Source organism: Solimonas fluminis, assembly GCF_002930645.1.
Taxonomy (GTDB): Bacteria; Pseudomonadota; Gammaproteobacteria; order Nevskiales; family Nevskiaceae; genus Solimonas_A; species Solimonas_A fluminis.
Window position 1 is genome coordinate 1 of sequence record NZ_PSNW01000010.1, and the last position, 22,345, is coordinate 22,345.

The 22,345-nt window shown below is 69.3% G+C and carries 20 protein-coding genes and 1 pseudogene; 16 read left to right on the forward strand and 5 right to left on the reverse strand.

Going from position 1 to position 22,345, the window contains the following annotated elements; translation table 11 throughout:
• The 9 genes and pseudogenes from C3942_RS16465 to C3942_RS16505 form a co-directional block, all read left to right on the forward strand.
• Positions 1 to 279, forward strand: a pseudogene (locus tag C3942_RS16465) (tryptophan synthase subunit beta); the annotation flags it as partial.
• Positions 280 to 281: 2 nt separating this feature from the next.
• Positions 282 to 1,091, forward strand: a complete 810-nt coding sequence (gene trpA, locus C3942_RS16470; RefSeq protein WP_104231462.1) for a tryptophan synthase subunit alpha — start codon at positions 282 to 284, stop codon at positions 1,089 to 1,091.
• Between the two features lie 7 nt (positions 1,092 to 1,098).
• Positions 1,099 to 1,977, forward strand: a complete 879-nt coding sequence (gene accD, locus C3942_RS16475; RefSeq protein WP_104231463.1) for an acetyl-CoA carboxylase, carboxyltransferase subunit beta — start codon at positions 1,099 to 1,101, stop codon at positions 1,975 to 1,977.
• 14 nt (positions 1,978 to 1,991) lie between these two features.
• Positions 1,992 to 3,248, forward strand: coding sequence for a bifunctional tetrahydrofolate synthase/dihydrofolate synthase (folC, locus tag C3942_RS16480; protein WP_104231615.1), 1,257 nt, complete (start codon positions 1,992 to 1,994; stop codon positions 3,246 to 3,248).
• Positions 3,241 to 4,167 carry an SPOR domain-containing protein gene (locus C3942_RS16485; RefSeq protein ID WP_104231464.1) on the forward strand — a complete coding sequence of 309 codons (927 nt, stop codon included), beginning with the start codon at positions 3,241 to 3,243 and terminating at the stop codon, positions 4,165 to 4,167. Before folC ends, C3942_RS16485 begins: the two co-directional genes overlap by 8 nt.
• Positions 4,168 to 4,247: 80 nt before the next feature.
• On the forward strand, positions 4,248 to 4,769 hold the full coding sequence (locus C3942_RS16490) for a CvpA family protein (protein ID WP_165797489.1): 522 nt from the start codon (positions 4,248 to 4,250) through the stop codon (positions 4,767 to 4,769).
• A gap of 2 nt (positions 4,770 to 4,771) precedes the next feature.
• Positions 4,772 to 6,286 (forward strand): amidophosphoribosyltransferase, encoded by a 1,515-nt coding sequence (gene purF, locus C3942_RS16495; RefSeq protein ID WP_104231466.1) that lies wholly within the window; start codon positions 4,772 to 4,774, stop codon positions 6,284 to 6,286.
• A 164-nt stretch (positions 6,287 to 6,450) separates the two neighbouring features.
• Positions 6,451 to 7,677: an O-succinylhomoserine sulfhydrylase gene (locus C3942_RS16500; protein WP_104231467.1), complete on the forward strand. Its 1,227-nt coding sequence runs from the start codon at positions 6,451 to 6,453 to the stop codon at positions 7,675 to 7,677.
• 14 nt (positions 7,678 to 7,691) lie between these two features.
• Positions 7,692 to 8,477 (forward strand): ferritin-like domain-containing protein, encoded by a 786-nt coding sequence (locus C3942_RS16505; RefSeq protein ID WP_165797490.1) that lies wholly within the window; start codon positions 7,692 to 7,694, stop codon positions 8,475 to 8,477.
• Positions 8,478 to 8,490: 13 nt separating this feature from the next.
• Here the strand turns inward: C3942_RS16505 and C3942_RS16510 are convergent, their stop codons facing one another.
• The 5 genes from C3942_RS16510 to C3942_RS16530 all read right to left on the reverse strand — a co-directional run bounded on the left by C3942_RS16510 (position 8,491) and on the right by C3942_RS16530 (position 13,224).
• Positions 8,491 to 10,170, reverse strand: a complete 1,680-nt coding sequence (locus tag C3942_RS16510; protein ID WP_104231468.1) for an FMN-binding glutamate synthase family protein — start codon at positions 10,168 to 10,170, stop codon at positions 8,491 to 8,493.
• 64 nt (positions 10,171 to 10,234) lie between these two features.
• Positions 10,235 to 10,951, reverse strand: a complete 717-nt coding sequence (locus C3942_RS16515; RefSeq protein WP_104231469.1) for a UDP-2,3-diacylglucosamine diphosphatase — start codon at positions 10,949 to 10,951, stop codon at positions 10,235 to 10,237.
• Between the two features lie 25 nt (positions 10,952 to 10,976).
• Positions 10,977 to 11,540, reverse strand: a complete 564-nt coding sequence (locus C3942_RS16520) for a peptidylprolyl isomerase (protein WP_104231470.1) — start codon at positions 11,538 to 11,540, stop codon at positions 10,977 to 10,979.
• A 20-nt stretch (positions 11,541 to 11,560) separates the two neighbouring features.
• Positions 11,561 to 12,553, reverse strand: coding sequence for a tRNA dihydrouridine(20/20a) synthase DusA (gene dusA, locus C3942_RS16525; protein WP_104231471.1), 993 nt, complete (start codon positions 12,551 to 12,553; stop codon positions 11,561 to 11,563).
• Between the two features lie 53 nt (positions 12,554 to 12,606).
• Positions 12,607 to 13,224, reverse strand: a complete 618-nt coding sequence (locus tag C3942_RS16530; RefSeq protein WP_104231472.1) for a TetR/AcrR family transcriptional regulator — start codon at positions 13,222 to 13,224, stop codon at positions 12,607 to 12,609.
• A 130-nt stretch (positions 13,225 to 13,354) separates the two neighbouring features.
• Between C3942_RS16530 and C3942_RS16535 the strand changes: the two genes are divergently transcribed.
• The 7 genes from C3942_RS16535 to C3942_RS16565 all read left to right on the forward strand — a co-directional run bounded on the left by C3942_RS16535 (position 13,355) and on the right by C3942_RS16565 (position 22,344).
• Positions 13,355 to 14,521: an isovaleryl-CoA dehydrogenase gene (locus tag C3942_RS16535; RefSeq protein WP_104231473.1), complete on the forward strand. Its 1,167-nt coding sequence runs from the start codon at positions 13,355 to 13,357 to the stop codon at positions 14,519 to 14,521.
• 4 nt (positions 14,522 to 14,525) lie between these two features.
• Positions 14,526 to 16,133 (forward strand): carboxyl transferase domain-containing protein, encoded by a 1,608-nt coding sequence (locus C3942_RS16540; RefSeq protein WP_104231474.1) that lies wholly within the window; start codon positions 14,526 to 14,528, stop codon positions 16,131 to 16,133.
• Between the two features lie 5 nt (positions 16,134 to 16,138).
• Complete coding sequence (locus tag C3942_RS16545) at positions 16,139 to 18,127, forward strand: acetyl/propionyl/methylcrotonyl-CoA carboxylase subunit alpha (RefSeq protein WP_104231617.1); 1,989 nt, start codon at positions 16,139 to 16,141, stop codon at positions 18,125 to 18,127.
• Positions 18,124 to 19,044, forward strand: coding sequence for a hydroxymethylglutaryl-CoA lyase (locus tag C3942_RS16550; RefSeq protein WP_279331231.1), 921 nt, complete (start codon positions 18,124 to 18,126; stop codon positions 19,042 to 19,044). The genes C3942_RS16545 and C3942_RS16550 overlap by 4 nt, the downstream gene beginning before the upstream one ends.
• A gap of 144 nt (positions 19,045 to 19,188) precedes the next feature.
• Positions 19,189 to 20,316, forward strand: a complete 1,128-nt coding sequence (locus tag C3942_RS16555; RefSeq protein ID WP_104231475.1) for an acyl-CoA dehydrogenase family protein — start codon at positions 19,189 to 19,191, stop codon at positions 20,314 to 20,316.
• 10 nt (positions 20,317 to 20,326) lie between these two features.
• The gene (locus tag C3942_RS16560; protein ID WP_104231476.1) at positions 20,327 to 21,565 is read left to right on the forward strand and encodes an acyl-CoA dehydrogenase family protein; all 1,239 of its coding nucleotides are present in this window, start codon (positions 20,327 to 20,329) and stop codon (positions 21,563 to 21,565) included.
• Positions 21,562 to 22,344 carry an SDR family NAD(P)-dependent oxidoreductase gene (locus C3942_RS16565; RefSeq protein WP_104231477.1) on the forward strand — a complete coding sequence of 261 codons (783 nt, stop codon included), beginning with the start codon at positions 21,562 to 21,564 and terminating at the stop codon, positions 22,342 to 22,344. The genes C3942_RS16560 and C3942_RS16565 overlap by 4 nt, the downstream gene beginning before the upstream one ends.
• The last annotated feature ends 1 nt before the right edge of the window (position 22,345 follow it).

The window sequence follows — 22,345 nt, forward strand, 5'->3', positions numbered from 1 at the left end:
ATCGAGCACCGGGGCGTGCGCATGATCGGCGTGGAGGCCGGCGGCCACGGCGTGCAGACGCCGGACCACGCGGCGCCGCTCAATGCCGGCAAGGCCGGCGTGCTGCACGGCAACCGCACCTACATCATGGCCGACGAGAACGGGCAGATCCTGCCGACGCACTCGATCTCGGCCGGCCTGGACTACCCGGGCGTGGGCCCGGAGCATGCCTGGCTGAAGGATCTCGGCCGCGTCGAGTACGCGGCGATCAACGACGACGAGGCGCTGGCCGCGTTCCACNTATGAGCCGCATCAAGGAAACCCTGGAGCGCATCCGCAGCCAGGGCCGCAAGGCGCTGATCCCGTACATCACCGCCGGCGATCCGCAGCCGGACGCCACGCTGGGCCTGATGCATGCGCTGGTCAAGGCCGGTGCCGACGTGATCGAACTGGGCGTGCCCTTCTCCGACCCGATGGCGGACGGCCCGGTGATCCAGCTGGCCTGCGAGCGTGCGCTGAAGCACGGCACCGGCCTGTGGGACATCATCGACATGGTGGCGGAGTTCCGGAAGACCGACAGCGCCACCCCGGTGGTGCTGATGGGCTACCTCAACCCCATCGAGATGCGCGGCGTGGCCGCCTTTGCCGAGCGCGCGGCACGCGCGGGCGTGGACGGCGTGCTGATCGTGGACCTGGCGGTGGAGGAGGCGGACGGCTACGTGCCTGCGCTACGCTCGCAGGGTCTGGATTGCATCTTCCTGCTGGCGCCGACCAGCCCGGCGGAGCGCATCCAGGCCGTGGCCCGCCAGGCCAGTGGCTACCTTTACTACGTTTCGCTCAAGGGCGTGACCGGTGCGGCCAGCCTCGACGTGGCCAGCGTGGCAGAAAAATTGCAGGAAATCCGGCGGTTTACGAAACTTCCGCTGGCGGTGGGATTCGGAATCCGCGACGCCGCTTCGGCGCGCGCGGTAGGGGCGGTGGCCGATGCCGTGGTCGTAGGCAGCGCACTGGTCGCCGAAATCGAGAAGCATCAGAATGAGCCTTCAACGCTGCCGGGACGGCTGGCCGACAAGCTGGCGCCGCTGCGCGAGGCTCTAGACAAAGGGAATTGAGTAGCCGATGAGCTGGCTCGACAAGATTTCAGGATCCAAGCTGCTGACCAACGGGCGCCGCAGCAAGAGCGTCCCGGAGGGGCTCTGGACCAAGTGCGAGAGCTGCCAGTCCGTGCTGTACCGGGCGGAACTGGAGCGGACCCTGGAGGTGTGTCCCAAGTGCGGCACGCACCGTCCGATCGATGCGCGCGAGCGCCTCAACCATTTCCTGGACCCGGAACCGCGTTTCGAGATCGCCGCCAACGTGATCCCGACCGATCCGCTGAAGTTCAAGGACAGCCGCAAGTACACCGAGCGCATCAAGGAAGCGCAGGCCGAGACCCAGGAGAAGGATGCGCTGGTGGTGATGCGCGGCCAGCTCATGGGCCTGCCGGTGGTGACGGCGTCCTTCGAGTTCAGCTTCATGGGCGGCTCCATGGGCAGCGTGGTGGGCGAGAAGTTCGTGCAGGGCGTGGACGCGGCGCTGGAGTACGGCACGCCGATGATCTGCTTCGCCGCCACCGGTGGCGCGCGCATGCAGGAGTCGCTGTTCTCGCTGATGCAGATGGCCAAGACCTCGGCGGCGCTGGCGCGCCTGTCGGAGCGCGGCCTGCCGTTCATCTCCGTGCTGACGCACCCGACCATGGGCGGCGTGTCGGCGAGCCTGGCGATGCTGGGCGACATCAACATCGCCGAGCCGCGCGCGCTGATCGGCTTCGCCGGGCCGCGCGTGATCGAGCAGACCGTGCGCCAGAAGCTTCCCGAGGGCTTCCAGCGCGCCGAGTTCCTGCTGGAGAAAGGCGCGATCGACATGATCATCGACCGCCGCGAGATGCGCGAGAAGCTCTATCGCATCCTGTCGATGCTGACGCATTTCACGCCCACGGTCGTGGAGCAGCCGAACTGAGCCCTGCCTCTGCCATTCCGACCGCGGCGTGGACGCTCGCGGACTGGCTGGCCTGGCAGGAGCAGCTGCACCCGAAGAGCATCGAACTGGGGCTGGAGCGCGTGCGCAGCGTCGCGCTGCGCCTGGGCCTGCTGCCGGCGCGGGCGGTCACGCTGACCATCGCGGGGACCAACGGCAAGGGCTCCAGCTCCACGCTGGCCGCGGCGATCTGCCGCGAGGCCGGCTACCGCACCGGGCTCTATACCTCGCCGCACCTGCAGCGCTACAACGAGCGCGTGATGATCGACGGCGTGCCGGCATCGGACGCGCAGCTGTGCCGCGCCTTCGCGGCGATCGAGCAAGCGCGCGCGGCGACGCCGCTGACCTATTTCGAGTTCGGCACCCTGGCGGCGCTGTGGCTGTTCCGCGAAGCGGACGTGCAGGTGCAGGTGCTGGAGGTGGGGCTCGGCGGCCGCCTGGACGCGGTCAACATCGTCGATCCCGATGCCGCGCTGATCACCAACATCGGCCTGGATCATACCGACTGGCTGGGTGCGGACCGCGAGAGCATCGGCCGCGAGAAGGCGGGCATCCTGCGCCCGGGCCGGCCGGCGGTGTTGGTGGAGCGGCATCCGCCGGAGTCGGTGCTGCAGATCGCGCAGGACCTGGGAGTGCCGCTGCTGCGGCTGGGCCGCGACTACGACTTCGCGCCTCGTGACGGCGCTTGGCGCTGGCGGGGACCTGCCGGCGCCCTCGATGACCTGCCGCCGCCGGCCCTGCCGGGCGCCATGCAGCTGCAGAACGCCAGCGGCGTGCTGGCCCTGCTGGAGACGCTGCGCGAGCGGCTGCCGGTGGCGCCTGCGGCCGTCGCGGCGGCGTTGCGCGCGCTGCGGCTGCCGGGACGCCTGCAGCGCCTGGGTGCCTGCCTGCTGGATGTCGGCCACAATGCCGAGGCCGCGGAGGTGCTCGCCGAGCACCTGCAGAGCCTGCGCCCGCGCGGGCGTGTGCTGCTGGTGCTGGGCATGCTGGCGGACAAGCCGGTCGAGGCCTTCGCGCGGCTGCTGCAGCCGCAGGTTTCGCGCGCCTTCCTCGGTGGCCTGCCCGGGCCTCGCGGGCTGGACGCCCATGCCCTGCAGGCGCGGCTGCGCAGCCTGGGCATGGACACCGAGGCCTGCCGCGATATCCCGGAAGCGCTGCGGCGCGCGCTGGCGCAGGCGGCGCCCGAGGACCTGGTGGTGGTGACCGGATCGTTTATTACCGTGGCTGCGGCCCTGGATGTACTGCATGAATGAGCAACTCAAGAATCGCCTGATCGGTGCCCTGGTCTTGCTGGCCGTGGCGCTGCTGATGGCCTTCCTGCTGCCCAAGCCGGGCCAGGTCGAGCGCGACGATGGGGTGCGCCGGGTCACCATCGACCTGGACGGCGGCGAGCCGAAGCCGGTGGCGGAGGGCGACCGCACGATGCCGCCGGCGATCGCCGCGCCGGAGCCGGCCACCCTGTCCGGCGAGCCCGACCCTGTGGTGGAGGGCGAGCCGGAGATCGACGAGCCGGCCCCGGCGGACGCCGAGGGCGACAGCCGCATGGCGGCGGCACCGGTGGCGATCCGTCCCTCCGAGACGCTGGCGCAATCCTCCACCAGCCGCGTGTTGCCGGCGCCGGTGGGCAAGGCGCCGCCGGTGCAACTCAAGCAGGACAACAGCATGGAAGGCCTGACGGCCCCCGGCGCTACCACGCCGCCGCCTCCCGCCAAGCCCGAGGTTCCGCCGCCGGCCCGTCCCGAGATCGCGGCCCGGCCCAGGCTGGAGCCGCCGGCACCGCGCGCCCAGGCCGAAGTGACCAAGCCAGTGGCCCCGGCCAAGCCCGAGCCCGCTGCCGCGCCGCCGCCGCCGAAGCCGGAGGTTGCCGTGGCCAAGCCGGCTCCCGCGCCGGCGGCGAAGGCGGAGCCCGCCCGGCCCGAACCCGCCAAGCCGGCCGGCAAGGAGCGCTGGAGCGTGCAGGTGGGCAGCTACGCGGCGCTCGAGAATGCGCGGACCGCGGAGGGCAAGCTGAAGGCGGCCGGCCTGCCGACCCAGTTCGGCCCGGTGGATACCGCCAAGGGCGTGCTCTACCGCGTGCGCGTGGGGCCGCTGTCCGACGAGGCGGCGGCGCAGGCCGCCAAGGCCAAGGCGGTGCAGCTGGGTTTTGCCCAGGCCACGGTGCGCAAGGACTGACGCGGGCACTGAGCAGCCGTACGGCGCGCGAGGGTAGCGGCGGGATGTTAAAATCCCGTTCTACCTACTGGGCAGGCCGCATGATCTGGGTTGACTACTGCATTCTTGCCGTCTTCATCCTCTCGGTCGCCATCGGCCTGCTGCGCGGATTCACCCGCGAAATCCTCGGTCTTGCCACCTGGCTCTTCGCCCTCCTGCTGGCCTGGCTGCTCGGCCATACCCTGGCCGACGCCCTGGCGGGCAAAATCGCCAATCCCGCGCTGCGCCTGGGCTGCGCCTACCTGCTGCTGTTCCTGGGCGGCCTGCTGGTGGGAGCGCTGGTCACGCATTTCGTCTCGGAGGCGGTCAAGGACAGCTTCCTGAGCCTGCCCAACCGCATGGTGGGCGGCGGCTACGGCCTGGCGCGCGCCGTGGTGCTGACCGCCGGCTTCGTGCTGCTGGCCGGCCAGATGGGCGCCAAGGCGGAACCCTGGTGGCAGCAATCGCTGCTGATCGACAAATTCGAGTGGCTGGCCGACGGGCTGGGCACACTGGTCCCGGAACGCTGGCTTGAAGTCCTGCGTCCCGCCCCCAATTCTTCTCTTCAGACTCAGCAAGGCTAACCATGTGCGGAATTGCCGGTATCGTCACCCAGGGCGCCGGGGTCAACTCGGAACTGTTCGACGCCCTGACCATGCTGCAGCATCGCGGGCAGGATGCGGCAGGCATGATCACCAATGACGGCGATCGCCTGTACCTGCGCAAGGAGAACGGCCTGGTGCGCGACGTCTTCGCCAAGGACGAGCACATGGTCATGCTGCGGGGGAACATGGGCGTGGCGCATGTTCGCTATCCCACCGCGGGCTGCTCCACCTCGGCCGAGGCGCAGCCCTTCTACACCAACACGCCCTTCGGCATCTCGCTGTCGCACAACGGCAACCTGACCAACGCCGAGGAGCTGAAGCAGGAGCTGTTCCTGCAGGACCGCCGCCACCTCAACACCGAGTCCGACTCCGAGGTGCTGCTCAATGTCTTCGCGCACGAGCTGATGCAGCGCGGCGCGCTGCGCCTGTCGCCGGACGACGTCTTCGCCGCCGTGTCCGGCGTGCACCAGCGCTGCCGCGGCGCCTATGCCTGCGTGGCGATGATCACCGGCTTCGGCGTGGTCGGCTTCCGCGATCCCTTCGGCATCCGCCCGGCGGTCTATGGCCGCCGCCTGGGCCCCAACGGCGTGGACTACCTGATCGCCTCCGAGTCGGTGGCGCTGGACGCGCTGGGCTTCGAGATCATCGGCGACATCGCTCCGGGCGAAGCCGTGCTGATCACGCTCGACGGCAAGCTGCACAAGCGCCAGTGCGCCGCCAACCCGACCTATTCGCCCTGCCTGTTCGAGTACGTGTACCTTGCGCGCCCGGACTCGGTGATGGACAACATCTACGTCTACAAGGCGCGCCTGCGCATGGGCGTGAAGCTGGCCGAGAAGATCCTGCGCGAGTGGCCGGACCATGACATCGACGTGGTGATCCCGATCCCGGACACCAGCCGCGTCGCCGGCGCCGAACTGGCGGCGCGCCTGGGCGTGCCCTACCGCGAGGGCTTCATCAAGAACCGCTACATCGGCCGCACCTTCATCATGCCGGGCCAGGCCCAGCGCAAGAAATCGGTGCGCCAGAAGCTGAACCCGATCGACCTGGAGTTCAAGGGCAAGAACGTGCTGCTGGTGGATGACTCCATCGTACGCGGCACCACCTCCAAGGAGATCATCCAGATGGCCCGCGAGGCCGGCGCGATGAAGGTCTACTTCGCCTCCGCCTCGCCGCCGGTGCGCTATCCGAACGTCTACGGCATCGACATGCCGACGGCCTCGGAGCTGGTGGCCCATGGCCATACGGTGGAGGAGCTGCAGCGCATGCTGGGCGCCGACCGCCTGATCTACCAGGACCTGAACGACCTGATCGAGGCCGTGCGCGCCGGAAATCCGCGCATCACGCGCTTCGACACCTCGGTGTTCACCGGCGAGTACATCACGCAGGACATCACCACCGAGTATCTCAACCAGCTGGAGCTGTTCCGCTCCGATGCGGCCAAGGCGGCGCGCAAGCGCGCTTCGTCCACCGTGATCGAGATCCAGAACGCTTGAGTTGTCGGGCGGTTCGCCTTAAAGTCCGCCCCGCGCCCTTTTGATCCCAGCTTGCAGGCGCGGGCTTTCCCCCGGGAAGGTCCAATAAATATCGCTAAACGGGGCTGGAAGCCCGTTTGGTTTTGACCGACGGGCTTTTTCATTGCCCGCAGGAGTGCAGGGCAGTGACCGACACGACCGAGCCGTACTTCGACCCCGAGTGGGGCTACGCCACCCTGGGCATCCGGGCCGCCGAGCCGCGCACGGAGAACATGGAGCATTCCGCTTCGGTCTCGCTGACCTCCTCCCATGTGTACCGCAGCGCCGCCGAGGCGGCCGCGGTGTTCAGCGGCCAGCAGCCCGGCTACATCTATGCCCGCTTCTCCAACCCCACGGTAGAAGCCTTCGAGCGCCGCCTGGCGGCGATGGAGGGGGGCGAGGCCTGCATCGCCACCGCCAGCGGCATGGTGGCGATCCAGACCCTGTGCCTGGCCCTGCTCAAGGCCGGGGACCACATCCTGGCCTCGCGCGGGCTGTTCGGCGCCAGCATCAACCTGTTCAACAACATCCTGTCCCGCTTCGGCCTGGAGACGACCTATGTCGATCCCACCGACCCGGCGGCCTGGAAGGCGGCGGTCAGGCCCAACACGAAGCTGTTCTTCGTGGAGACGCCGTCCAATCCGCTGATGGAGCTGGCCGACATCCGTGCGCTGGCGGACATCGCCCATGCGCACGGCGCACTGCTGGCCGTGGACAACTGCTTCCTGACGCCGGTGCTGAGCCAGCCGCTGAAGCTGGGCGCCGACTTCGTGATCCACTCCGGCACCAAGTACATCGACGGCCAGGGCCGCTGTATCGGCGGCGCCATCGTCGGCGACGCCCAGCGCGTCGGCAAGGACATCTACAGCTACATGAGGACGGCCGGCCCCTGCCTGTCGCCGTTCAACGCCTGGGTGTTCCTGAAGGGCCTGGAGACGCTGGCGCTGCGCGTGCGGGCCCACAGCGACAGCGCGCTGAAGCTGGCGCAGTGGCTCAAGGCACAACCGCGCGTGAAGCGGGTGTTCTACCCGGGCCTGCCGGAGCATCCCCAGCACGAGCTGGCCAGGCGCCAGCTCGCATCGCCTGGCCGCGGCGCCAGTGCCGCGGTGGGCTTCGGCGGCATCGTGTCCTTCGAGGTGGAAGGCGGCCGCGAAGCGGCCTGGAAGCTGGTGGACAGCACCCGGATGCTGTCGATCACCGCCAACCTGGGCGACACGCGCAGCACCATCACGCACCCGGCCACCACCACGCATGCCCGCGTCACGCCGGAGGCCCGCGAGCAGGCCGGCATCACCGAGAGCCTGCTGCGCATCTCGGTGGGGCTGGAGGACATCGAGGACATCATCCGCGACCTGGAACGCGGGCTGGCCTAGGGCCCGCCGACGCCGTGGACGCCTTCGCCGCGATCCATGCCGCGCTGGCGGAGCCCGATCCGCCGGCCAAGTGCGAGCGGGTCGCGGCGCTGGCGTTGCCGCCGGGCGATTTCCCGGTGCCGGCCATGGCCGAGGACGGCATTGGCGTGCCCGGCCGCCCGCAGCGCCCGGTGCTGATCCATCCGCGTGACGTGCCGCACCGCGGTCTCGGCAGCGTGGCCGGGCGCGCGGCGCTGCTGCATGCGGTGGCCCATATCGAGTTCAACGCGATCAACCTGGCGCTGGATGCCTGCTGGCGCTTCCGCGGCATGCCGGCCGGCTACTACCGCGACTGGCTCAGCGTGGCGCAGGACGAGGCCCGGCATTTCACGATGCTGTCCGGGCGCCTGGCGCAACTCGGCACCGCCTACGGCGACCTGCCGGCGCACAATGGGCTGTGGGAGGCCGCCGAGAAGACCGCGGACGATCCCCTGCTGCGCATGGCCCTGGTGCCGCGCGTGCTGGAGGCCCGCGGGCTGGACGTGACGCCGGGAATGATCCAGCGGCTCACGGAGGCCGGCGATGCCGGGACCGTCGCGATCCTGCGCGTGATCCTCGACGAGGAGGTGCGTCACGTGGCGATCGGCACGCGCTGGTTCGAGCATCTCTGCGCGCAGCGCGGCCTGGAGCCGAAGCCGACATTCGCGCGCCTGCTCGCCGAGCATCGCGTGCGCGTGGCGCCGCCGCTGAACCGCGAGGCCCGCCGGCTGGCCGGCTTCGGCGATGCGGAGATGGACGCGCTGCTGGCGGCTCCGCGCTGAGCGGTGCCGGCGCTCAGTGCGCCATCTGGGAGGTCTTGAGTCCGCTGAACTTCGGTGGCGGCAGTTCCTTGTCCGCCGGCACCTGCGCCTCGAAGGTATGCGCCGCCGCCATGTGCCAGAAGTACTGGTACACCGGGTGGCTGGCGCGGCTCTCCAGCAGGTCGCCGGGGTTGAGCCAGGTGATCAGGTTGGAGACAAGGCGCACGTCGTTGGCCGAGACGCGCCGCACGATGTGCCGCGGCTGCAGTTCCGCCGGGTGCTGCAGGCCGGCCGCGCCCACCAGCTCGCCCAGCGCATGCAGCGTGTGGTGGTGGAACTGGTGCACGCGCACGGCCTTGTCGGCCGGCACCAGGGCGCGCTGGCGCAGCTTGTCCTGGGTGGTGACGCCGGTGGGGCAGTGGCCGGTATGGCAGGTCTGCGCCTGCAGGCAGCCCAGCGCGAACATGAAGCCGCGCCCGCTGTTGCACCAGTCCGCGCCCAGAGCCATGTAGCGCGCCATGTCGAAGGCCGAGATGATCTTGCCGCTGGCGCCGATGCTGACGCGGTCCTTCAGGTTCAGGCCCACCAGGGTGTTGCGCACCAGCAGCAGGGCTTCCTGCAGCGGCGTGCCGACGTGGTCGGTGAACTCCACCGGTGCGGCACCGGTGCCGCCTTCGCCGCCGTCCACCACGATGAAGTCCGGCGTGATGTCCGTCTCCAGCATGGCCTTGCAGATGGCGAAGAATTCCCAGGGGTGTCCCAGCGCGAACTTGAAGCCGACCGGCTTGCCGCCGGACAGTTCGCGCAGCCTTGCGATGAACTGCAGCAGCTCGATCGGCGTGGTGAAGGCGGCGTGCCGCGGCGGCGAGATGCAGTCCTTGCCTATGGGGACGCCGCGGGCCTCGGCGATCTCCGGCGTCACCTTGGCGCCCGGCAGCACGCCGCCATGGCCCGGCTTGGCACCCTGCGACAGCTTGATCTCGATCATCTTGACCTGGGGATCGGCCGCGTTGCGCGCGAAGGCCTCCGGGTCGAAACGGCCCTGCTCGTCGCGGCAGCCGAAGTAGCCGCTGCCGATCTCCCAGATCAGGTCGCCGCCGTGCTCGCGGTGATAGCGGCTGATCGAGCCTTCGCCGGTATCGTGGGCGAAGCCGCCGAGCCGCGCACCCTTGTTGAGGGCGAGGATGGCGTTGGCGGACAGCGCGCCGAAGCTCATCGCCGAGATGTTGAACACCGAGGCGCTGTAGGGCTGGGCGCAGGTCCTGGCCCCGATCATCACGCGGAAGTCGTTGTCGGCGATGCGCAGCGGCAGCATGGAGTGGTTGATCCACTCGTAGTCGTCGGCATAGACGTTGTGCTGGGTGCCGAAGGGCCGCAGGTCGATCTGGCTCTTGGCGCGCTGGTAGACCAGCGAACGCTGCGCGCGGGAGAAGGGGATGGGGTCGGTGTCCGACTCCAGGAAGTACTGGCGGATCTCCGGACGGATGAATTCGAGGAAGAAGCGCAGGTGCGCCAGGATCGGGTAGTTGCGTCGGATCGACTGCTTGCTCTGCGCCAGGTCCCAGATGCCGACGAAGGCCAGGAATCCCGCCACCGCGGTGACCAGCCACCAGCCGGGCTGGACGAAGCCGGCGGCGAAGCTCAGCAGGGTCAGCAGGCAGGCCGCGGCGAATGCAGCGAAGCGCGGCGGCAGAAAGGATGGCCAGAGCGTCATCGTTACCCCTCTCGGCGAGCCGCGGTCCGCGGTCCGGTGACCCAGTATAAGGGCTTGCCCGGGCTCAGACCGTGAGCCGGTATAGGCCTTCCTGCGTCACCGCGAGGTATTCCATGCGCTCGGGCCGCCAGTCGGCCAGCACAATGCGCTGCATGCCCCCGGACAGGTCGTGCTGGGCCGGGCGGTGGGTGTGGCCGTGGATCAGGCGGCGGGCGCCGGAGAGCCGGAAGAAGGCTTCCACCGCGGCCGCGTTGACGTCCATGATGTCCTCGGGCTTGTAGCGCTTGCCGCTGTTGCTGCGGCGGCGCACGCGCTGGGCGATGCGCTCGCGCCAGGCGCGGGGCAGGGCGCGGAAGATGCCCTGGGCGGTGCGGTTGTGGGCGAAGCGGCGCCAGCGCTGGTAGCCCAGATCGTCGGTGCAGAGCAGGTCGCCATGCGAAAGCACGGTGATGCCGCCGTAGAGATCGATGACGGCGGGGTCGCGCAGCAACTCCACGCCGGCCAGGGCGCAGAAGTCCTCGCCGACCAGGAAGTCGCGGTTGCCGCGCTGGAAGTACAGCTTCACGCCTTGCTGGGAGAGCGCGGCGAGCAGGGCCACCTCGGCGGCGTACTCCTGCATGCCGAGGTCGTCGCCGATCCAGTATTCGAAGAGGTCCCCGAGGATGTAGACCGCCTCGGCATGGCGGGCGGGTCCTTCGAGGAAGCGCCGGAAGCCCTCGCGGAAGGGCGAGGGCCCCGGCGGCAGGTGCAGGTCGGACAGGAACAGCGTGCGCGGAGTCACGCGGACCGGACCTGCGGTGCAGACCTTACTTGGCCTCGATGATCGTGACCTTGCGGATCACGATCGGCGTCACCGGCACGTCGCGGCCGAACGGCGGCAGGTTGCCGGTGCGGGTGGCGGCGATCTTGTCGACCACGTCCAGGCCTTCGGTCACCTTGCCGAACACGGCATAGCCCCAGCCGTCCTGGCCCGGGTAGTTCAGGAAGTCGTTGTTGCCGTGGTTGATGAAGAACTGAGAGGTGGCCGAGTTGGGCACCGAGGTGCGGGCCATGGCGATGGTGCCGCGGTCGTTCTTCAGGCCGTTCTTGGCTTCGTTGTCGATCGGCGCGCGGGTCTTGCGCTGGTCGTTCTTCTCGTCGTAGCCGCCGCCCTGGATCATGAAGCCGCTGATGACGCGGTGGAACACCAGGCCGTCGTAGTGACCGTCCTTGGCGTACTGGACGAAGTTGGCGACCGACTTCGGCGCCTTGGCGGAATCAAGCTCCAGCTTGATGTTGCCTTCGGTGGTTTCCATCAGCACCTGCACGGGTGCGGCATTTGCAATCGACATAGTGAGTCCCAGGGCTAGAGAGAGCAGCAATTGTTTCATGTTTTGTCCTTCAACGAGTTCTACGCCGCCGGACGAAGGGCGGCAGCCTCCACCTCCGCCAGGGCGGCGCGGATGACGTCCGCGCCGGCACCGGGCCGGGTGGCATTCTGCGAGATCACGCGGCGGAATGCTCGTCCGCCGGGCTGGCCGCGGAACAGGCCCAGGATGTGCCGGCTGATGTGGTTCAGCTGAGCGCCGGCCGCCAGTTCGCGGTCCACGTAGTCCAGCAGCGCTTCGATCACGGCCGGGCGGGTCAGTTCCACCGCAGCCTCGCCGTAGATGCGCGAGTCCACCCCGGTCATCAGGTAGGGGTTCTCGTAGACCTCGCGGCCGAGCATGACGCCGTCGAGTTCCTGCATCTGCTCGACGCAGGCATCCAGGGTCTTGAGGCCGCCATTGAGCACGATGGTGAGCTGCGGGAACTCGCGCTTGAGGCGATGCACCACCTCGTACTGCAGCGGCGGGATCTCGCGGTTCTCCTTGGGCGAGAGGCCCTTCAGCCAGGCCTTGCGGGCGTGGACGATGAAGATCGTGCAGCCGGCGGCGGCGACGGTCTCGATGAAGTCCTTCAGGAAGACGTAGTCCTCGGATTCGTCCACGCCGATGCGGGTCTTGACCGTGACCGGCAGGTGGGTGGCGCGGCGCATGGCGGCCACCGCTTCGGCGACGCGCGCCGGCTCCTTCATCAGGCAGGCGCCGAAGCGGCCCTCCTGCACGCGGTCGGAGGGGCAGCCGCAGTTGAGGTTGATCTCGTCGTAGCCGTAGGCCGTGCCGATCTCGGCGCAGCGGGCCAGGTCGTCCGGCTCGGAGCCGCCGAGCTGCAGGGCCACGGGATGCTCGGCCGGGTGGAAGCGCAGGAAGCGCTCGCGGTCGCCGTGGATGATGGCGCCGGTGGTGACCATCTCGGTGTACAGCCAGGCACGGCGCGACATCAGGCGCAGGAAGAACCGGCAATGCCGGTCGGTCCAGTCCATCATCGGAGCAACGCAGAATTTACGTTCTATTTCAGTCACTTGAAGAATTATCTTCAAGCCGGTGCCGAGACGGCGCCAGCAAGGCGGGCATTTTAAGCCTGCCGGGCCGGTCCGGACACCGCGCGGGCACAGAAATCGACGATGGCCTCGATCAGCTTCTCGTCCTTGCTGCGCGGCGTGGTGGGGGCTACCGGCCGCACCAGGGCCTCGGTGAAGGCGCCGACGATGCAGGCGGCGCTGACGTCCACCGACTGCCGGGGAAACTCGCCGGTGGAGATGCCCTGGCGCAGCACGGTCTTGAAGACGTCGCTGAACTCCTGGCGGCAGAGGATACGGGCGGCCTCGACCTCGGGATCGGTGGGTTCGGCGATGAAGGCGTAGGCGAGATAGGGGCCTTCCAGAGCGCGGCGGGCAAAGGAGTCCACGGCGGCCCGCAGGCGCTGGTCCGCGGTGCCGGGCCGGCCGATGATCTCGCGCAGGATGTCGCACTCGCGCCGCACGGCCTCGGTCAGCACCTCGACGAACAGCTCCGCCTTGGAGGGGAAGTAGCGGTAGATCGCGCCGGTGGACAGGCCGGCGTCGGCCGCCACCGCGGTGATCGAGGCCTCGCGGAAGCCGCCGCGGGCGATCAGGGCGCGGGCCGAGCGCAGGATGCGCTCGCGGTTTTCCGCGAGGCGTTCCTGCATCAGGGCGGAGCGCTGGTAGGCCATGGGGCGAGTATAAAGTGAATCTTGGTTAAATTTGTGAAAGTGACTTCACTTTTTTGCGGTGGAGGCTTAGGATGCAGGCTCCCGGGATTCCCGGACCCGCAGGCACTTCCTTCAGGCAGGCATCGCAGACATGACCTTCAAGAGTCTCAATTTCGATCTCGGCGCGGACATCGACCAGCTGCGCGAGGCCACCGAGCGCTTCGCCGCCGGCGAGGTCGCGCCGCTGGCGGCACAGGCCGACCATGAAAACGCTTTTCCCAACATGCTCTGGCGCAAGTTCGGCGAGTTGGGACTGCTGGGCCTGACGGTGGAGGAGGAGTACGGCGGCACCAACCTGGGCTACCTGGCCCACGTGGTGGCGATGGAGGAGATCTCCCGCGCCTGCTCGGCCATCGGCCTGTCCTATGGCGCGCACTCCAATCTTTGCGTGAACCAGCTGCGCAAGAACGGCAACGAGGCGCAGAAGAGGAAATACCTGCCCAAGCTGGTCAGCGGCGAGCACATCGGCGCGCTGGCGATGAGCGAGCCGGGCGCCGGCTCCGACGTGGTCAGCATGAAGCTGCGCGCCGACAAGAAGGGCGACCGCTACGTGCTCAACGGCAACAAGATGTGGATCACCAACGGCCCCGATGCCAACACCCTGATCATCTATGCCAAGACCGACCCGGCCGCCGGCTCGCGCGGCATGACGGCCTTCATCGTGGAGAAGGGCTTCAAGGGCTTCAGCACGGCGCAGAAGCTGGACAAGCTGGGCATGCGCGGCTCCAACACCTGCGAGCTGGTGTTCACCGACTGCGAGGTGCCGGAGGAGAACGTGCTGGGCGCCGTCGGCCGCGGCGTCAACGTGCTGATGTCGGGCCTGGACTACGAGCGCGTGGTGCTCTCCGGCGGCCCGCTGGGCATCATGGCGGCCTGCCTCGACGTGGTGGTGCCCTACGTGCACGACCGCAAGCAGTTCGGCCAGTCGATCGGCGAGTTCCAGCTGATGCAGGCCAAGCTGGCCGACATGTACGTGGGCCTCAATGCCTGCCGTGCCTATGTCTACGCCGTGGCACGCGCCTGCGACCGCGGCGAGACCACGCGCAAGGATGCCGCCGGCGCGATCCTGTATTCCGCCGAGAAGGCGACCTGGATGGCCGGCCAGGCGATCCAGGCCCTGGGTGGCAACGGCTACATCAACGAGTTCCCCACCGGCCGCCTGTGGCGCGACGCCAAGCTCTACGAGATCGGCGCCGGCACCTCGGAAATCCGACGCATGCTGATCGGCCGCGAGCTGTTCGGCGAATCGAAGCACTGATCCCATGAGCGCGATCAAATCGAAGGTCCGCACGAACTCCGCCGAGTTCCAGGCCAATGCCGCGCTGATGCGCGGGCTGGTCGACGAGCTCCGCGCCAAGACGGCCGAGGCGGCCCGCGGCGGTTCCGAGGCGGCGCGGCAGAAGCACACGGCGCGCGGCAAGCTGCTGGCCCGCGACCGCATCGACGGCCTGCTCGACCCGGGCTCGGCCTTCCTCGAGGTCTCCGCGCTGGCCGGCCACGGCATGTACAACGGCGAAGTGCCCTGCGCGGGCGTCGTCGCCGGCATCGGCAGCATCCAGGGCCGCGAGTGCATGATCGTGGCCAACGATGCCACGGTGAAGGGCGGCACCTACTACCCGGTCACGGTGAAGAAGCACTTGCGCGCGCAGGAGATCGCACGCGAGAACCGGCTGCCCTGCGTCTACCTGGTGGACTCCGGCGGCGCCTTCCTGCCGATGCAGGACGAGGTCTTCCCCGACCGCGACCATTTCGGCCGCATCTTCTACAACCAGGCCAATCTCTCGGCCCTGGGCATCCCGCAGATCGCCTGCGTGATGGGCTCCTGCACCGCCGGCGGCGCCTACGTGCCGGCGATGTCGGACGAGACGGTGATCGTGAAGAACCAGGGCACGATCTTCCTCGGCGGCCCGCCGCTGGTGAAGGCGGCGACCGGCGAGGTGGTGAGCGCGGAGGATTTGGGCGGCGCCGACGTGCACACGCGCATCTCCGGCGTGGCCGACCATTTCGCCGAGAACGACCACCACGCGCTGTCGCTGGTGCGCCGCATCGTCGGCAACCTCAACATCCGCAAGCAGCCGGGCGTGGACATCCAGGCCCCGGAAGCGCCGCTGTACGATCCGGAGGAGATCTACGGCATCATCCCGGCGGACACGCGCAAGCCCTATGACGTGCGCGAGGTGATCGCCCGCATCGTGGACGGCTCGCGGCTGGACGAGTTCAAGGCGCGCTACGGCAGCACCCTGGTCACCGGCTTTGCCCATATCCACGGCTACCCCGTGGGTATCCTCGCCAACAACGGCATCCTGTTCTCGGAGTCCGCCCAGAAGGGCGCGCACTTCATCGAGCTCTGCGCGCAGCGCGGCATCCCGCTGCTGTTCCTGCAGAACATCACCGGCTTCATGGTGGGCCGCAAGTACGAGAACGCGGGCATCGCCAAGGACGGCGCCAAGCTGGTGACGGCCGTGGCCACGGCGCAGGTGCCCAAGTTCACCGTGCTGATCGGCGGCTCCTTCGGCGCCGGCAACTACGGCATGTGCGGCCGCGCCTACTCGCCGCGCTTCCTGTGGACCTGGCCCAACTCGCGCATCTCGGTGATGGGCGGCGAGCAGGCGGCCAGCGTGCTGGCCACCGTGCGCCGCGACGGCCTGGAAGCGCAGGGCAAGACCTGGAGCGCGGAGGAGGAGGAGAAGTTCAAGGCGCCGACTCGCGCCCAGTTCGACACGCAGGGCAGCCCGTACTACGCCAGCGCGCGCCTCTGGGACGACGGCATCGTCGATCCCGCCCAGACTCGCCGCCTGCTGGCGCTGGGCCTGTCGGCCTCGCTCAACGCTCCGATTCCGCAGACGCGCTTCGGCGTGTTCAGGATGTAATGGCCATGTTCACGAAAATCCTGATTGCCAACCGCGGCGAGATCGCCTGCCGCGTGATCGCCACCTGCCGCCGCCTGGGCATCCGCACCGTGGCGGTGTATTCCGAGGCCGATGCCGGTTCGCGCCACGTGCGCCTGGCCGACGAGGCCTACTGCGTCGGTCCCGCCGCCTCGCGCGAGAGCTACCTGCGTGCCGACCGCATCCTGGAAGTCGCCCGGCAGAGCGGCGCCCAGGCGGTGCATCCGGGCTATGGCTTCCTGTCGGAGAACGAGGGCTTCGCCGAGGCCTGCGCCGCGGCGGGGGTGGTGTTCATCGGCCCGCCGGTGAGCGCGATCCGCGCCATGGGCTCCAAGTCCGCCGCAAAGGCGCTGATGGAGAAGGCCGGCGTGCCGCTGGTGCCGGGCTACCACGGCGACCGGCAGGAGCCGGCTTTCCTGCGCTCGCAGGCCGACCGCATCGGCTACCCGGTGCTGATCAAGGCCTCCGCCGGCGGCGGCGGCAAGGGCATGCGCGTGGTCGAGCGCAGCGAGGATTTCGAAGCCGCGCTGGCCTCCTGCCAGCGCGAGGCGAGCGCCAGCTTCGGCGACGACCGCGTGCTGATCGAGAAGTACCTGGTACGCCCGCGCCATATCGAGATCCAGGTGTTCGGCGACAGCCAGGGGCAGGTGATCCACCTGCACGAGCGCGACTGCTCGGCGCAGCGCCGCCACCAGAAGGTGGTGGAGGAGGCGCCGGCCCCGGGCATGACGGCCGGGCGCCGCGCCGCCATGGGCAAGGCCGCCTGCGATGCCGCGCGCGCCGTCGGTTATGTCGGTGCCGGTACGGTGGAGTTCATCGCCGACCCGTCGGGCTCCTTCTACTTCATGGAGATGAACACCCGCCTGCAGGTCGAGCACCCGGTCACCGAGATGATCACGGGGCAGGACCTGGTGGAGTGGCAGTTGCGCGTGGCCGCCGGCCAGCCGCTGCCGCTGGCGCAGGAACAGGTGCCCCTGCGCGGCCATTCGATCGAGGTGCGCGTCTACGCCGAGGAGCCGGAAAAGGGCTTCCTGCCGTCGATCGGGCGCCTGGTGCACTGCGCGCCGCCGGCCGCCTCGGCCAACGTGCGCATCGACACCGGCGTGGAGCAGGGCGACGAGATCAGCCCGCACTACGATCCGATGATTGCCAAGCTGATCGTCTGGGACGAGAACCGGGAGCGCGCCACCGAACGCATGCTGGCGGCGCTGTCGCGGTTCCAGATCGTCGGCGTCGGCAACAACATTGCCTTCCTGTCGCGCCTGGTGGGCCACGCCGAGTTCCGCGCCGGCACGGTCGATACCGGCCTGATCGCCCGCGAGGGCGAGGCCCTGCTGACTGCCGATGCGGGCTTGCCGGCCGCCGCCGTGGAAGCGGCGGCGCTGTGGACCGCGACGCAGGAGCAGCGGCGCCTGCGCGAGAAGGCCGCCGCGTCGCTGGACCTGCATTCGCCCTGGGGCGTGGCCGACGGCTGGCGCATCAACGCCGATCTCGGTCGCCGCATGGCGTTCAGCGCGGGCGAGCAGCGACGCGAGCTGAGCCTGCAGTACGGCCGCCAGGGGCTGTCGATCGACGGCGAGGCGGTGCGCATCTCGACCGCGGCCAATGGCCTGCTGCGATACGCCGCGGGCGAGCGTCATACCGAGGCCACGGTCGTGGCGCTGGGCGAGCAGTTGCATGTGTTCCAGGGCGGACGCCACACGGCGCTGACGCTCCTGGACCCGCTGGCCCATGCCGGCGAGGAACAGGACGCGGACGGCGGCCTGGCGGCGCCGATGCCGGGCAAGATCGTCGCGCTGCTGGTGGAACCCGGTGCCGAGGTGGAGAAGGGCGCGCCGCTGCTGGTGATGGAGGCGATGAAGATGGAACACACGCTCTGCGCGCCGGCCAGGGGCGTGGTACAGGCCTTCCTCGCGGCCGCCGGCGAACAGGTCAAGGACGGCATGGAACTGGTCGACTTCAAGGCGGCCGCGTGAGCCGGCTGCCGCAGCGGGTGAAGCTGGTCGAGGTCGGCGTTCGCGACGGCCTCCAGAACGAGCCGGGCGTGGTGCCCACCGGGATCAAGCTGGACCTGATCACGCGGCTGGCCGATGCCGGCCTGCGCCACATCGAGGCCACGGCGTTCGTCTCGCCCAAGTGGGTGCCGCAGATGGCGGACCATGACGCGGTGATGCGCGGCGCGCCGCGGCGCGAGGGCCTGACCTATTCGGTGCTGGCACCCAACCTCAAGGGATTCGAGGCGGCGGTGGCGGCGGGAGCCCAGGAAGTGGCGGTGTTCGGCGCCGCTTCCGAGGCGTTCACGCAGAAGAACATCAACTGCTCCATCGCCGAGAGCCTGAAGCGTTTCGAGGACGTGGTGCTGGCGGCGAAGCAGCAGGGTATCCCGGTGCGGGCCTATGTCTCCACCGCGTTGGGCTGTCCTTACCAGGGTGACGTCGCTCCGGAGAAGGTGGCCGAGGTGGCGGGCGAGATCTACGACATGGGCTGCCACGAGATTTCGCTGGGCGACACCATCGGCGTCGGTACGCCCCTGGCGACGCGGCGCATGATCGAGGCAGTGGCCCGGCGCGTGCCGCTGGACCGGCTTGCCGGGCATTTCCACGATACCTACGGCCAGGCCCTGGCTAATGTGCTGGCCTCGCTGGAGAGTGGCGTGACGGTGTTCGACAGTTCGGTGGCGGGTCTCGGCGGCTGCCCCTATGCGGCGGGTGCCTCGGGCAACGTGGCGAGCGAGGACCTGGTGTACATGCTGCAGGGCATGGGTATCGAGACCGGCGTGGACCTGAAGGCGCTGGCCTGCGCCGGCGACTACATCAGCGCCGCTCTGGGCCGGCCGACGCGCTCGCGCGTGGCGCTGGCCTTGGCCGGCAAGGCCGCCAGGACGGCTGGCTGAGCACCGCGCGTTTCCGGAACCCGGTTCAGTCCGCGACCCTTCCGGACAATCCGCTCCGCGCCTGCCTGCGGCAGGATGGCGGCGAACGAGGGCATCCGCCGCGGCCGGGGCTAAGATGGGCAAAAGCCCCGGAGGAGACCGCGGATGGATTTCGACTACAGCGTCGAGCAGGACCTGCTGCGCGACACCCTGGCCAGCTACCTGGCCGATCACTATGACTTCGAGATGCGGCGGGCGGCGGTGTCCACGCCGGCCGGCTGGCGTCCCAAGGTCTGGGCGGACCTCGCCGAGCGACTGAACCTGCTGGGGGCGCCGTTCCCGGAGGAATACGGCGGCCTGGGCGGCGGCGCCATCGAGAATGCCATCGTCATGGAGGAACTCGGCAAGGCCCTGGTCGTGGAGCCTTACCTGGGAACCGTGGTGATCGGCGGCGGCCTGTTGCGTCAGGCGGGCGGGGCGCTGGCGGCGGAGTGGCTGCCGCGCATCATCGCGGGCCATGCCGTGCTGGCGTTTGCCGCGGCGGAGCGCCAGGCGCGCTACAGCCTCGGCGATATCGCTGCCACGGCTGCTCCGGCCGAGGGCGGCTACCGGCTCAACGGCCGCAAGACCGGAGTGGCCGGCGGCCCCTGGGCCAGCCAGTTCCTGGTGACCGCAAGGAGCGGGCCGGGCATCAGCCTGTTGCTGGTGGACGCCGGCGCCAGGGGCCTCACGCGCTCCGACTACCCGACCATCGATGGCGGCCGCGCCTCGGATCTCTCCTTCGACGATGTCGTCGTGCCCGCTGCGCGCCTGGTCGGTGCCGAGGGCGCCGCGCTGCCGCTGGTGGAACGCATCGCCGACGAGGCGATCTGCGCGCTCTGCGCCGAGGCCGTGGGCGGCATGCGCCGCATGCTGGCCGACACGGTGGCCTACGCCAGCCAGCGCAAGCAGTTCGGCGTGCCGCTGTCGACGTTCCAGGTCCTGCAGCACCGCATGGCCGACATGTACACGGCGCTGGAACAGTCGGCGGCGCTGACGCTGGTGGCGACGATGAAACTGGACCGCCCGGCGGCGGAGCGCGCGCTGGCAGCCAGTGCGGCCAAGGTGCAGATCGGCAACGCGGCGAAGTTCATCGGCCAGTCGGCCGTGCAGATCCACGGCGGCATGGGCGTGACCGAAGAGCTGTCGCTGGGCCATTACTTCCGCCGGGCCACCGCCATCGGCGCGCAGTTCGGCAACGCCGACTTCCACCTTCGGCGCTACGCCGACCTGTCGCTGGCCGACGCCGCCTGAGGAGACCGACATGAATCTCGACTACACGACCGAAGAGCTGGCCTTCCGCGACGAGGTCCGCGCCTGGATCAAGCAGGCCTACGATCCGGAGCTGAAGAAGCTGATGTCGCAGAGCAAGAACGGCTATCTGGACAAGGCCGGGCAGGTGAAATGGCAGAAGAAGCTGGCCGCCAGGGGCTGGGCCGCGCCGGGCTGGCCGGTGCAGTACGGCGGGCCGGACTGGACGCCGACGCAGCGCTATATCTTCCAGAGCGAGACGGCGGCGGCGGGTTGCCCGATCGTCTCGCCGATGGGCATCGCCATGGTGGCGTACGTCATCATGGAGTACGGCACCGAGGCACAGAAGCAGAGCTTCCTGCCGAAGATCCTCAATACCGACGAATGCTGGTGCCAGGGCTACTCCGAGCCGGGCTCCGGCTCCGACCTCGCCTCGCTGCAGATGAGCGCGGTGCGTGACGGCGACCACTACGTACTCAACGGCTCCAAGATCTGGACCACGCACGCGCAGTGGGCGGACTGGATCTTCTGCCTGGTGCGCACCAACCGCGAGGCCAAGGCCCAGAGCGGCATCAGCTTCCTGCTGGCCGACATGCGCACGCCCGGCATCAGCATCCGGCCGCTGCCCTCGCTGGACGGCCCCATCGACGGCGAACAGGAGGTCAACCAGCTGTTCTTCGAGAACGTGTGCGTGCCGGTGGAGAACCGCATCGGCGAGGAAGGGCTGGGCTGGACCTACGCCAAGTACCTGCTGCAGTTCGAGCGCGGCACGGCCTACGGCTCGCTGCTGCGCTACCTGCTGGCCAAGATCCGCCATATCGCCAGGGAGCAGCCCGCCGGCAACGGCGGCCGGCTGATCGACGATCCGGATTTCCGCCGACGCTATGCCGAACTGGCGGTACGGGTGGAGGCGGTGGATGCCGCCGAGATGCGCTTCTTCTCCAGCGTGGAGTCGGGTGCGGCCATCGGTGCCATGTCGAGCATGTTCAAGCTGGTGGGCACGGAGCTGCAGCAGGCATTGAGCGAGCTGGCCATGGAGGCGCTGGGGCCCGACGGGCTGCCCTTCGTGCAGGACAGCTTCGCCGAGGTCCGTGGCCGCGAGGCTCCAGTGCGCCCCATCCCGGACCATGCGGCGGCGGTGACGCCGCTGTACTTCAACTACCGCAAGACCTCGATCTACGCCGGCACCAACGAGATCCAGCGCAACCTGCTGGCGCGCCATGTGCTCAGCTCCGCGGGAGTGCGCGGATGACCTACGCCCCCTTCGATCTCTCCGGGCGCGTGGTCCTGGTTACCGGCGGCAATGCCGGCATCGGGCTGGGCATCGCCGAGGGCCTGGCGCAGGCCGGGGCCGATGTCTGCATCTGGGGCACCCGCGAGGCGCGCAACGCCGAGGCCCTGGAGCGCCTGCGCGCCCACGGACGCCGCGCCGCGGCGCTGCGCTGCGACGTGTCGAGCAAGGCGGAGGTGGATCGCAGCTTCGCCGCCACGCTGGAGCAGTTCGGGCGCGTGGACGGCTGCTTCGCCAATGCCGGCGTCATGAGCGTGCAGAAGCCTTTCCACGAGATGAGCGAGGCGGACCTGGACCGCACCTTCGGCGTCAACCTGAAGGGAGCCCTCTTCACCTTGCAGTGCGCGGCGCAGCACATGAAGCAGCGCGCCGAGGCCGGCGATGCCTTCGGCCGGCTGGTGGCCACCAGCAGCCTCTCGGCCGTGTCGGGCCTGGCGCGCGGCGAGGACTACGCCGCCACCAAGGGTGCGCTGCTGTCGACCATGCGCGGGCTTTGTGTCGAGTACGCGCGCTACGGCGTCACCGCGAACTCGATCGTGCCGGGCTGGATCGAGACGGCGATGACCGGGCCGCTGCTGGAAAGCGCCAAGTTCGTCAGCGCGGTGACCGCGCGCATCCCGCAGCGCCGCTTCGGCAAGCCGGAGGATTTCGCCGGCATCGCGGTGTACCTGATGTCCAAGGCCAGCGCGCACCATACCGGCGACTGCTTCACGATCGACGGCGGTTACCACAATTTCTGAG